Source organism: Niallia sp. Marseille-Q9988 (assembly GCF_976954375.1).
This window is the reverse complement of the sequence record NZ_CDRJSZ010000017.1, coordinates 1-12,949: the sequence shown is the minus strand read 5'-3', so window position 1 is coordinate 12,949 and position 12,949 is coordinate 1. Positions and strand designations below refer to the sequence as shown.

Genomic DNA, 12,949 nt, shown 5'->3' with positions numbered 1-12,949 from the left:
ATCCCTTATAGAAAAATAGTAGCACCGTGCAAAGATGCAGATAATGAGTCGATTTCCCGAGTGTCCGCTTTCCTTTTACGAGTTGACACCTCGGGAAACGAATGATTTTTTGCTTTCAAATGGCTTAATCCTTTCCTTATTTATCCGAAAGAAACATGCCTTTAGTACCAGTAGGATTTTTAATTATCTAATGAAACATATTCAGGGCACCAACTTCGCCGTAAATGTATTCTTGCACTACTCCAGATTCCATCCGAATACGACTTCGGCAAACTCTTTGCCACCAATTTCTATCTCTTCTGTTCCAATTCTTTTTCCACCAATCGCTTCATAAAACTTACAAGCTGGATTTTCCTCTAATGCAAAAATAATCATGCTATTAAACCCTATTTCTTTTAAATATTCGAAAACTTTTTTCGCGAGGGAGCTGCCAATTCCTTTTCCTTGATAGGCTTCCAAAAGATAAATGGCGTATAACTCTCCCTCATAACCTGTATACTGTCCACTTCTTTCTTTTCCACCATTTGCAAAACCAACAATCTGACCCTCTTCATTTTCAGCAACAAAGACACTACCTGTCGGGATAGCCCTTTTCCAGATTTTTTCTTTTTCCTCATAATTAAGTGCCTTCAAATAGGTATCCGGAACTATCCCCCTATAGGTTGTTCTCCAACTATCTAAATGTACTTTTGCAATTCCTTTGGCATCCTCACTTTTTGCTTTTCTTATGATCATATGTACGCTCTCCTTTCTTTATATATGGAAGGTTTTTTTCACCTCCCATTCTGGAAAACATGTGACCTCCAATCCGAGTGATCCGGTTTGTATCCATTCTACAGCCTTTAATACAAGTGGCGATGATTTATGGATAGTAATATTTTCTATAGAAACCCATTCAGCTCCTAACGAATCTTGCTTCTCAAATTGCTCTGGAACAGTAATTTCCCCACCTATTTTTCTAGCTGTGTAAAATGCAGCGATATGGTGAATATGTGTAAATTCCCTCCAGTTACAAGGGAACATAAAATCAGCCATCCCAATCTGCTTCTGTATTTCTATTTCTATCCCTGTCTCTTCTAAGAACTCTCTTCTCATTGCCATCGCTAAACTTTCTCCTTGCTCCAAACTCCCACCAGGTAAATCAAAGCGATTGGCATATGGCCCCCTCTTCTTATGTATAACGAGCAATCTATCCTTTTCTACAAGAATTCCATAGACTCCAAATGGTCGATGAAACATCCTCTCTTCCTTCAATCGTTATCCCCCCATATTCGTTTAACTGATACCCTATCTGAATGGTAATTAATTTGAATGACATCAGGATTCGAAAGCTTGCTCCATTCTATATAACCGACGGAAGGATCAACATATTTCCACATTAATGCAAGCAAATTCCCATGTGTCACTATTGCAAACCTATTCTCTGGTCTTTGAAGACACTCCTTCATTACTTCTGTTGCTCTTGTCATCGCTTGTCTACTGGATTCTCCGCCTTCGTATATAATATCTAAATCTGTAAAAGATTGTTTCAATAAAGATTGCCAATTGTTTAGATTTCGGCTACTAAGCTTTCTTTCTATCAAGCGCTCCTCATTTTGAATCGGTATTTGGAGTCTTTCTGCCAATGGCTTAGCGGATTCATATGCACGAAGATAGGGGCTAGAGAGGATTAATTGGATGCCTTCATCTTTCAAAAAATCCGCTAACTCACTCGCCTGTCTCTTTCCATTAGCAGTTAAAGGAGCTTCCGCTTTCTGGCCATACGCCTCACAATGACGAATTAGGTAAATATTTTTACTATTAATCAAATTTTCACCAGCCTTCCCACAATAGCTTATAACCAGTTTAACAAATTATTGGAAAATTCTATAGATAAATCATAAACTAAACGTTTCTAAATAAATATCTGCTGTTGATAATTTTAAAGGGAATTTATACTTTAGGAGGAAATATGAATAAATAGAGAACTAGATATTCTTTAAGATAATAACCGCATAAACCTTGGCCTATTTTCCGATAAATAATTAACTCATTTGTTAATCAATTTTTATTTTGAAAGAAATTATTTACAGAGATTAATTTACATGTTATCTTTTGTACAAGAAGAAAACTTTAATGTTAACTAGATATTCTGAAAGAAGGGGTCTACATGCAATTGGGGATCGATAATTCCTCTTTAGTAGTGTACGAAGCTTTAGCAAGTGAAGTTCGTATGACAATTATTCAGTTACTGTCTAAAAATAAAATGAATATAAAGGAACTTGCCAAAGAATTAGGCATCAGCAGTGCCATTGTAACAAAACATGTAAAAAAATTAGAAGATGCAGGACTGATAAAAACAGAGAAAGTACCAGGTAAATCAGGATTACAGAAGATTTCCATGTTAAAGGTGGATCATATCGAAATCAACTTTCCGAAGAAAATTTATCATTCTTTCGCTTCTTATGAAACCTCTGTTCCAATCGGTCATTACACAGATTATGATTTAAAGCCAACATGTGGATTAGCTTCAGAAAAGGATTTTATCGGAAGAGTAGATGAACCGAAACTATTTATGGATCCCAAAAGAGTAGAAGCAGAAATTCTGTGGTTTACGCAAGGCTTTATTCAATACACAATTCCTAACTTTTTAAAAAAGGAAGAAAACATTCAACAATTTGAAATTAGTTTAGAAGTATGCTCTGAATTTCCATTCTCTAATGACAATTGGCCTTCTGACATTACCTTTTCATTAAATGGGATAGAACTAGGAACATGGAGAAGTCCTGGAGACTTTGCTGATACAAGAGGTAAACTTACACCAGAATGGTGGCCACATAATCTTAATCAATATGGGCTTCTTAAAACACTACGAATTACTAACCATGGTACGTATATTGATGGAGACCCTATTTCATCTGTCACCATCAATGACCTAGATGACAATTGTGATCGCTGGACGTTTCGCATTGAAGTGAAAGAAGATGCGGAATGTGTAGGTGGCGCTACGATTTTCGGAAAGAAATTTGGGAATCACCCACAGGATATCATTTTCAAAGTGTATTATTTATAGAAGATTCTGCTCTATTTAATCAGCTAGGAGAAACTGCCTTTTATTTCCCCTAGCTTTTTTTAATCGATTCCTACCTTACCAATATTTGATGGAAGAGTCTAGTCACTACTCTGTTTTCGTTTATATAATTTGTTCAAACCTTCCTTACACCTTCTCTTTAAAGGCTTGAATTAATCGCTTGTAATAAGAAATAGGATGAGGGGCAAAATTTTCTCTGCCCACTTTACGATGAATCTTAATTCTCTCCCCTCTTGAGTTGAGTTCAAATCCATTTACTTCAATTAATTCTTTTCTGCCCTGCCATAGATCGTAAAAATCAGCTAGTTTAGTGGATACAATGCCCGCTACTTCCTCTTCTTGCAATTGAAATTCCTTAAAATCCATGGTCTTTTTATATAAAAAAGTATGAGCAAATTCCTTATCCAAAATATCTCCATTATTCATTTCATAATGGAAAACACCTAAGTGGATTAGCTCCTCTATTTCTACATGGATACCAATTTCTTCTTCCATCTCTCTTACACCGTCTTTCGCATCTTCATGTGCCAGCAGGTGACCTGCAGCCGTTATATCTAAAAGATTTGGATAATCCTTTTTTAATGGACTTCTAATTTGCAAATAGAGATAAGATCGTCCATCTTGCTCAGATACAATCCAACAATGAAAGGTCTCATGCCATAATCCCTTTATATGTACTTCACTACGGGCAGCGGTCCCGATTGGTGTTCTGTTTTCATCAAATATTTTTAGTTGTTCCTCTTCCATGGTGGATGCTCCTCTGCTATTTTTTCTATAAAATAGTATCTTTTTCCTTATTGCTAATGCCAGCATTTTACGAATAAACCGTCTTCTAAGTACTTCCTTGCCTTTGTATCTTCTTCCAAAGGATAAGATTAACAAAGAAAAGCACTATCCCATAAATATAAACACCAAATGGAAGAGATATACTGATATAATGAATTCCTGCTAAAATTGGCAACGGAAGCAGGAGCAGCAATAACCTCCAACTTTGCTGATTCGCTCCTGAATCAAAAGACATGGAAAAAGGCACTTCTTTATCTAACATTCCATAGCAAATCACCGAATAGAGGAAAGCAGAGATAAATACTACTAATAAATCTGGTATAATTCGCATTCCGAACAAAAACAAAAAAACAATGCTTATAAAAAAATAGATTGGTAAATATAATTTTATAATTAGCGCTTTTAATGCCCCTTTATAATACATAGAAAAATCAGAGATTGGAAGAATCGTAAAAATCCATGCACCTTTATATTTTCCTGAATACCGCATCATAAAAATTATCGTCGGAATATTGATCATCGTAAAATAAATGGTTAAATACGAGGAACTTGTTGTAAATGAAACATTTTCCAAATTTGTTCCACTATAAAGAAAGATAAAGGGAATAACAATCGAAAAACCTAATGATGGATATACCTTTAATTTAAAATCTCTTTCTTGCCTAATCATTTGCCCTGTAAATTGGTAGAATGCTTTTTCTTCCTTGTTGTTCAGTAAAAACGATAATAGCAGTTCTCCCCATTTTAAGACCTTACCTTTTCTCGCTTTACTTTGACTAGTTAACTTTTCTAAATTTTTCTCAAAGCTAGGAATTAGCTTTCCATAAATGATAATAGCTGCAATTGGTAAAATAATCGCAAGAGCTGCTAGCAAAATAATCATCGTGTTGATATTGCCATTCAATAGCCACTCATATGGTGCTGCGAACCACATTGGAACAAAGAAAACATGCCACCAATGCACTTTGTACACAATATGTAAATCAACTAATTCAAAGCTCCGAATGACAACCTGGTATCCTATCATTATGGCAATAGACAAACCAATCTGTACGTAATTAATCATATCCTTTAATTTTTCTCCATCAAAAAATCGAAGGATAGCCAAGTAAAGTAATGCCGTGATAACAACAATAAATAAATTTGCTAAAACAAGTAGTACAACTGTCATCAGAAAAAAAATAAATCCTTGTTTAACAAGACATACAACTAACGGAATAAGTGTAATAGTTATCGTCAATTGAGAAAGATAAATCATAATATGCAGCACTTTTGCTGCATTAACTGTGCGCCTATTTATTGGTTTCGTATGTAGTATATGTTTATCCCGAACATCTAACAAAACACCTGAAAAATCAGAAATCATCGAGGTCATGACCAGAAATAAAATAATTCCGAAAGAAATGCTCATTTGAAATAAGTAATTATCACCGAAGGCCATCAATGGAATAAGAATCAACCCCATAAAAGCATACAGCCACAACGATTTTATATAAGCATATTTATCTTCTTTCTTTTCTTTTTTCTGATTAGATTGGGAGAAGATGGTTGGAAGCTTACGTTGATCCATTGTCAATTTCACTTGTAAAATTGTTCTTAAAGCGGAATAATCGATACCTATTTTCAAAAATAAACCCTTAAAACGGTCAAAGAACTTTAATATAGTAAATTCCGTCATGATTGTACCTCTTGCACAATGGATACAAAGGATTCGCCTATTTCTTTATGGTTGTTAAAGCCAGTTAATTGATTGAAGATTCCTTCCAAGCTACCTTGTTCGTTTTGTGTTTGTAACTCTTTGAAGCTTCCGTCTATCACTATCTTTCCATCGTTCAAAAGAATGATTCTACTGCTTATTTTTTCTACTACATCCATTATGTGTGACGAATAAAATATCGTTTTTCCGTTTGATGCAAACTGGGCAAGAATCTCCTTAAACACCATCACACTATTCGCATCAAGTCCATTGATTGGCTCATCCAGAAAAAGAATATCTGGATTATGCAAGACACTTGATATTATTAACAGCTTTTGACGCATCCCTTTTGAATAAGAGGAGATTCGCGAATGATATACCTCTCCTATACCAAACAGTTCCATTAATCTTTTTGCCTTATGTTCAACAAACTCTGCACTCATTCCATATAATTGACCGATAAATGTTAAATACTCATATGCCGTTAGATTATCATATACTTCTGCAATTTCTGGTACATAACCGATTTTCCGCTTATATCCCATCGAATCATCCCTAATATTTTTGCCAAAAAGCATTACTTCTCCACGATAATTTCCCTCTATACCGAGAATAATTTTAACAGTAGTACTTTTTCCTGCACCATTTGGACCTATATATCCAATAATTTCTCCTCGATATACATGTAAATCCACTCCTTTTAGTACCTCTTCCGTGCCATAGTTTTTTCGTAAGTTCTTTATTGTAATAATTTCTTCACCAACCATCTCATTTGCTCCTTCCTACACACCTCTTTTCTACCATTCTAGAAAAAAAGGAAAAAACCTCCCAATAACCATGTGAATTTTCTGTCACGATTATCTAGCTTTCCACTCCTTATAAATAAGGGTGATTTTTTATAAAAAAACCTATAGTAGCCAATTTCCACGGCTCTATAGGTGATTAGTGTCACATTATCTTATTTACATTTCACTTTAAGAAAAAATCTTGATTGGGTTACATCAAAATATCCTATTTTTCCGATGTGCAGATAAAGACGATACAGGGCATCCTCATACTTCTTAATACTGAAGTCAGGAACTTGCCAAGGAATCGCTTTTAAATAATAAATTACTGCACCCAAGTCATAGAAACGCTGGATTGGAAACTCCTCCTTTTGCTCAACGATTTCCCATTCGTTCACTGGGAACATTTCGAGTGCAGATAGTAGCTTCCACTCTTTAAATTCTGGATTAACCGAAGTTCCAAACCATTCATTTATTTCCTTACAATCCCAACCTCCGACTTGCTGAGTAAGAAAGATTCCATTTGGCTTCACTATTCTCTTTAGCTCTTTTACCGAGTAAGATTCGTGCCTATTAATAATCAAATCAAAATGTTGGTCGGAAAATGGCAATTGTTCATCATCGACCACTTCATATACGCTTACACCCAATGGTTCTAACTTCTTTTTGGCAATTGGTACATTCGGTTTATATCCTTCTGTAGCATAAATTGTTGGTGGAAAATAGCCATTTAATAAAGACAGAAATTCTCCTCCACCGGTTCCCATATCTAATACTGTTGTAGCATCCTGCATGGCAGCAACCACCTTACTTCCATAAGACCAAGAAAGCAAGCTGCTTTGGATTCGTCCTGTGTCATGGATACTAGAAAAATCCCATCCTTCAAACTTCGCCTTTATCTCTTCTAAATATTTGTGAAAATTAATCTCTTTCACGCTCCATTCCGCCTCTATTTTTCTTATTCATCTAAAAAATTAGTGGAGGACCTCTGCAATAACAGTTTTATCTTTCATGCTCTAAAGATGCCATGATCTACCCTTCCTTTACTTTATATTTGCTATAAAAAATAAGAATAATAGGTTATCAACGTGACCAAAAAACTAATTATTATATAGAGAATAAGTCCAAGAATAATTGGTGACACACGAAAACGAAACGGACCAATTCCTGCTTCTTCCCATGTCCAGCCTGCTATATTTGCGTTAAATACTGTGTTTGTTTGATGAATGTATAAGCGGATGAGATAAACTATTCCAAAAAGCAATAGACTACCTAAAAAGATGGTGTCGACAAATTTCCATTGCAGTAAATAGGATGCAAACCAAATTAGCACTGTTTCAATTGTTAAGGTTGCTAAAACAATATATATTTTTTTCATGTAAACACCTATTACTCCTTTGCTTATTAGTAAATGATTTATTAGATGTCTGCCTTTTAATAGAGTGGGAAAGATTTTCCGCTCTTTAAAGAAATAAGCACCTGCCAATAGATGCAGATACTTAACAAATATCCTGTCTACATATCTCTAATTATATCATTCGTTAATCTAACGAGGTTACCACTTGGCTCAAACAATGTTCACCGACATAAATCTCTGGACAAAAACGACAAGATAGTTTGTACAATACCCTTTGAACCCTTTGAGAAAGTTTAGGACAAAAAAGCTTGTACAAAAAAAGACAAGAATCTTTGTACAAACTTTTCTCTTTATGGTTTTTTATTATTAGCCTTTTCAAGAGGATTGATTTATACTAACTAATACTTGTAGCATTTAATGCATTTTGTATTAGATTTTCACTGGGGATATATGGATTGAATTGTAAAACTATTGTCAAAAGTTTATTCCTCTCCATAATTATAAATCCAAGTTTCTCTAACTCTTGAATATTAGAAAGAATATCCTCTTCATTACAATCAACATCCTTTATGACATTTTCAATAATTTTTTTAATTGAGGTTATATTTCTTGCATATACAAGAATTTTCCCTTGTATTTCATTCAATTTATAAATACTGTTTGATTCCCCAATTCTACAGACAAATTTATCCATGTTCCTTTGATACATAAATAAGTCCGTTTGATTGAAATTATCTTTCCAATTTTCAAATTGAGACACAAATTCATTAAGAATTTTATTTTCAAATACAGCATCATTATTATAATCAAAATAATAAGCTAGTTTATTGATATTTATTCCCTTATCCCGATAAATATATTTATAGCTCTTAATCGGTCCGTTTATTCGAATATTATATTTTTTCTGTTCATTAAAGTAGGGACTGAACCTATCCAACCTAATTTTAGAGATTGCCACAGGAGGCTGTAAATGATTTATTTTTTTCATAATATCTATCTGACCCTGTATTTCTTCTGAACTTTCCCCACTAAATCCAAAAATAATGTTCCAAAAAGGTATAATACCATATTCTTTACATAACCGTAATAGTCTAAGGTTTTGTAATAGATCTACTCCTTTGTTCATTAACTTCAAACTATTAGTGGCTAAACTTTCTATTCCTGGCTGTATCTTAGTTACACCAGCTTCTTTTAAAACACAAACTTGTTGTTCATTTAAGTTACTCTTTACTTCCATAAACATATCAATTTTAATCTTGTCTTGTTTTAATTTTGGTAAGATATATTCAAAGTATTCCATGCTCATTATATTATCTGTGAAAAATAGTGTGTTTGTGTGTTCACCATAACTTTCAATTAATGTTTTCATTTCATTGTAAATTTTTTTCTGTAATTTACCTTTATATTCAATAGCATTTGCATTTAGGCCACAAAAGACACATTGATGTTTTTCTCCCCACCAGCACCCTCTTGAACCTTCATATAATATCACTGTTTCCTTTTGCTTTTCTGGGAAACTTTGAAATAATTCCTTGAAATAACTACCAAAGTTTGGAATACTATTATTATTTAAATTATAGCTATTATCAATATCAATATACTTATATCCTTTTTTGGTTGCGAATCCTACAATAATATTTTCACTTGGTGATTCACTGAAAACACTGAAATTATCTAATAAATTTATAAAAGCACCTTCACCTTCACCAATGCATACACCATCGATATCCTTAAAGGTATTTATTAGTTCCACACCCATTTCACCAAAACAATTCGCTCCACCCATTATTATCAATTGATTAGGATATATCTTTTTTATTTGCTTTATTAGGGCTATGGAAGCCATCGTTTGCTGAAAACTATTCGTAAAACCCACAATCTGATATTTAGAAAAATCAATATTCTGTATAATGTTTTTTAAAAACTCATCCGAAGTCTTTCTTCCTGCATTTATTAAACTTAATAGTTTCTCTTTTTCACGCCAAGAATGTATCATTGTTCTAGACTTAGCTGTAATATACTCAACAAACTCGTTTGTCTCATCTTCGGTACTTTTATCAAAAACATGTTGTGAAAAAATCCATTCTCCAATTAGATCAGTTGAATCGTATCCTGCCACAAGTTCGTAAAATTCTAATCCCATCATTTTTGCAAAACTAATATTCAAATTTATAACATCACAATTGTGACCTTTCTCTACGGCAATATTTTTTAATATTTCTAATCCAAGTGGTGGCCTTATAATACTTGCAAACGGCATATTAATTAATAGAATATTCACCTACTTATCATTCCCTTGCTAATTCTCTTAATTTCTTGTAATTGTTTTTTTGTAATAAAGAAGAAATGAACCCTGTTTTGAATAATTCTTTGAACATCTCTAAATATTTGAAGATTGTTTTCCTTTGTTATACTATTGATTAAGTTAAATATATTACTCTGATTATATTCAACATCTTTGAATTTAAAGTTATATTCTAAACTGAGGAAATCTTTCTTTTTCAAATGAGATAAACCCCATTTTTGGGGTAATAGATGCATAGGGGAGTTTTCCATTAAACCAAAAGCTGAAACTCCGACTAAATCAATATCTTCATTAGAAAATGCTTGATTAAGAGAATGTTCCATTTGTTTAATTGTTTCACCAGGATAACCAGTAATTAATGTTATACATGTTGTAATATTATGATTTGCCAATGTGTCCATTACCTGTGGAATACAATCTACATTAATTTCCTTGTACATAGATTTCAAAGTTGACCTATTGTATGATTCTATACCAAATGAGAGTAAGACACAGCCCGATTTTTTAATTTCGCCAACAATTTCCTTCTCTGATAATAATGGATCTATTCTAGTCTCAGTCATCCATTTAATTTTAATATCATTAAATTTAATTAAACTAGCAACTTCCATAAGTTTTTCTATGGTTAAATATGCATCTACGAAATAAATATTTTTCGTTTTATATTTTTGAGTAATACATTTAAACTCATCAATAATTGTTTGGTTTTTTTTAAAACCATTAAATTTTCCGTGGTTATAATGATGTGAACAAAAGGAACATTTACCGTGCTTACATCCTGAAGATAACATTACTGGTAATACTCTTTCAGGACTTAAATATTTATCTAGATTAATCCCGTCATATGATGGGATTATATCATTCACACAACCATGATTTTTTTTAAAAAAATTATTTTTAACCCTTCCCTTATCTCTGTAAAAAACATTTGGTATATCAGAAGTTACCTTTCCAAAATTCTTATAAGAATTAATTATCTGCTCTAAAACTAACTCTCCATTAAATAACACCGCTACATCAATTAGTTCACTGTCATCCATAATTGATTTTATATTTGCTGCTGCATGGGTAATATAACTTCCTCCAAAAATAACTTTTACATTAGGGAATTTTTCTTTTAACTTTTGACTAAATCGTAGTGCAAAGGGTAACTGTTCTGCATAGGAAACTGAGAGTCCAATTATGTCTCTTTTATCATTATTTAATAATTTTACTTCATCATCAAAAATCGTATCAAATAAACTTAGTTCGTCAACGAATTTTAATAGTTCATTCACACTGTTTGGTTTTCTTAAAAAGGAAAATTTTGTTAAGTTCCAACTACATCCAAATTTATATGATAATAATTCTAAACAATCATTAATAGTTTTTGTTGCTTTTATATAGTCAGGGAAATTAAATAAGTCTTTATTTCTTATGATATTTAAGGAATTTTCAATGTTTAGGATACTATCCAAATATTCCTTCTCTATATTGGTAATATTTTCCCTAAGGTTTGTATATTCAGCCAGTAAATTTTCATGAGTCAATAAGTTTGTTATACTTATTGATAAATCCTTCTGATCAATTTGAAATCTATCTTTTAAGTATCCTAATAAGGTTGGTACGCTTAAATTAGGGTATGCTAACGAAACTAAAGGTAACGTATATAAACGTATTTTCATATCCTACAATCCTTAATGTGTTTAAGCATATTATCAATATCATCTTTTTCCCAAATTGCATATTTTAAAATAACTTCTGGCAAATTTAATACTTTTACACCTTCTATGGTTACACCCGCTAGTCTTTCGTTATTAAATTTTTCAGGGTCGAAATGGACACACGAAAAATTAGCCTCTGAATTAACTGGTTTAACTCCATCAATTTGTAATAAGTGTAAATACGCATATTCTCTTAAATTTATCACATTCTTTCTAATTTTAATAAAATGATTCATTAAATCCCTATCGTTTAGCATTTGTTTAATAAACTCTATTGAATAACTTGTTACTGAATGTGGTACTATATTCTGTTTTCTAAAAGTAGATGGTAAATATTTACTGACAATGTAGCCTGTCCGTAGACCTGGTAAATACCAGCCTTTAGAGAAAGAACGGGCTAGGATAATTCGTTCATTATTTAAACAAAAGTCTAACGTCCAGTCTTCTGTATTGCTATAATCAATATATGCCTCATCAATAAATAAGAAGCCATGGAAATTAGTGAGTAAAGTAGTTAATTGGTCTTTAGTAATTCTAATCCCATCAAACCACCTTGGAGATGAGAAACATAAAATATCATTTTTTCGACTATCATTCTTTTTATAAAAATCAATTAAACAATCAAAAGTATCAACCTGAATGGTAATAACCTCTTTTCCAGTCTCACTAGCTACGAGCGAATATAAACCAAATTCAGGAGTAGTTATAACGATTCTTTCCCATGTTTTAAAATTTGATATAGAGTGAATAGCCTGGCTTATACCAGAACAAGTAAAAATATACTCTTGTGGTATGTCTAAATATATTGCTAGTTCTTTAATCAATGGATCTTCCATAGGATTTTCTGGCATATAGTAAAAATCGGTATGAAATAAATGTTCATGTTTTTGTTTCACCCAATCCTTTAATACACTATCTAAATCCCAAGGTCCCAAATAATTCCCCACCTAATTTCACCTCTTTAAACCTAAATTATTAGATAGTCTGTTTAGTTAAGCTAAAAATATAAACATTTTCCATTCTTCGAATTCTTTTTCAAATTCTCAATAAACTTGATTCTATTCGGATCCTGCCATAAAAAATGTAAATCATTATTAATAATGTTTCCTAGCTTGTATTCATTTTTTAAAAAAGGACAAGGATAGACATCCCCCAAATGGTCTACTGTAATCCGAGAAATACCCGCACAACATGTCCATGTATCTTCATAAGTTTCACCATCATTAGTTTCAATAGCATCTTCCTCG

Annotated in this window: 13 protein-coding genes; 1 reads left to right on the top strand and 12 read right to left on the bottom strand. The window is 32.6% G+C overall.

The window, feature by feature from the left end:
• Positions 1-237: 237 nt before the first annotated feature.
• Genes ACWNMZ_RS22645 through ACWNMZ_RS22635 form a run of 3 tightly spaced genes read right to left on the bottom strand, consistent with a single transcriptional unit; the run spans position 238 to position 1,808 of the window.
• A complete protein-coding gene (locus ACWNMZ_RS22645; RefSeq protein WP_251628568.1) occupies positions 238-735 on the bottom strand; it encodes a GNAT family N-acetyltransferase in 498 nt (165 codons plus the stop codon).
• Positions 736-753: 18 nt separating this feature from the next.
• Positions 754-1,254: an NUDIX hydrolase gene (locus ACWNMZ_RS22640; protein ID WP_396953882.1), complete on the bottom strand. Its 501-nt coding sequence runs from the start codon at positions 1,252-1,254 to the stop codon at positions 754-756.
• Positions 1,251-1,808, bottom strand: a complete 558-nt coding sequence (locus ACWNMZ_RS22635; RefSeq protein ID WP_251628567.1) for a histidine phosphatase family protein — start codon at positions 1,806-1,808, stop codon at positions 1,251-1,253. Before ACWNMZ_RS22635 ends, ACWNMZ_RS22640 begins: the two co-directional genes overlap by 4 nt.
• Positions 1,809-2,149: 341 nt before the next feature.
• Between ACWNMZ_RS22635 and ACWNMZ_RS22630 the strand changes: the two genes are divergently transcribed.
• Positions 2,150-3,052 carry an ArsR/SmtB family transcription factor gene (locus ACWNMZ_RS22630; RefSeq protein WP_031540726.1) on the top strand — a complete coding sequence of 301 codons (903 nt, stop codon included), beginning with the start codon at positions 2,150-2,152 and terminating at the stop codon, positions 3,050-3,052.
• Between the two features lie 144 nt (positions 3,053-3,196).
• On the opposite strand, the gene ACWNMZ_RS22625 is transcribed toward ACWNMZ_RS22630, so the two are convergent.
• The 9 genes from ACWNMZ_RS22625 to ACWNMZ_RS22585 all read right to left on the bottom strand — a co-directional run.
• On the bottom strand, positions 3,197-3,817 hold the full coding sequence (locus tag ACWNMZ_RS22625; RefSeq protein ID WP_251628566.1) for an NUDIX hydrolase: 621 nt from the start codon (positions 3,815-3,817) through the stop codon (positions 3,197-3,199).
• Between the two features lie 85 nt (positions 3,818-3,902).
• Entirely contained in the window at positions 3,903-5,534 is a 1,632-nt protein-coding gene (locus ACWNMZ_RS22620) for a hypothetical protein (protein WP_251628565.1), read from the bottom strand.
• The gene (locus tag ACWNMZ_RS22615) at positions 5,531-6,319 is read right to left on the bottom strand and encodes an ABC transporter ATP-binding protein (protein WP_251628564.1); all 789 of its coding nucleotides are present in this window, start codon (positions 6,317-6,319) and stop codon (positions 5,531-5,533) included. Before ACWNMZ_RS22615 ends, ACWNMZ_RS22620 begins: the two co-directional genes overlap by 4 nt.
• 191 nt (positions 6,320-6,510) lie before the next feature.
• On the bottom strand, positions 6,511-7,272 hold the full coding sequence (locus ACWNMZ_RS22610) for a class I SAM-dependent methyltransferase (RefSeq protein ID WP_251628563.1): 762 nt from the start codon (positions 7,270-7,272) through the stop codon (positions 6,511-6,513).
• A gap of 122 nt (positions 7,273-7,394) precedes the next feature.
• Entirely contained in the window at positions 7,395-7,715 is a 321-nt protein-coding gene (locus tag ACWNMZ_RS22605; RefSeq protein ID WP_251628562.1) for a hypothetical protein, read from the bottom strand.
• Between the two features lie 373 nt (positions 7,716-8,088).
• Positions 8,089-9,975, bottom strand: coding sequence for a RiPP maturation radical SAM C-methyltransferase (locus ACWNMZ_RS22600; RefSeq protein ID WP_031540732.1), 1,887 nt, complete (start codon positions 9,973-9,975; stop codon positions 8,089-8,091).
• Positions 9,972-11,663: a B12-binding domain-containing radical SAM protein gene (locus tag ACWNMZ_RS22595; RefSeq protein ID WP_449598905.1), complete on the bottom strand. Its 1,692-nt coding sequence runs from the start codon at positions 11,661-11,663 to the stop codon at positions 9,972-9,974. Before ACWNMZ_RS22595 ends, ACWNMZ_RS22600 begins: the two co-directional genes overlap by 4 nt.
• Entirely contained in the window at positions 11,660-12,637 is a 978-nt protein-coding gene (locus ACWNMZ_RS22590) for an aminotransferase class I/II-fold pyridoxal phosphate-dependent enzyme (protein ID WP_031540734.1), read from the bottom strand. Before ACWNMZ_RS22590 ends, ACWNMZ_RS22595 begins: the two co-directional genes overlap by 4 nt.
• A 62-nt stretch (positions 12,638-12,699) precedes the next feature.
• On the bottom strand, positions 12,700-12,949 hold a 250-nt coding region (locus tag ACWNMZ_RS22585), incomplete at its 5' end, for an SPASM domain-containing protein (RefSeq protein WP_449598904.1).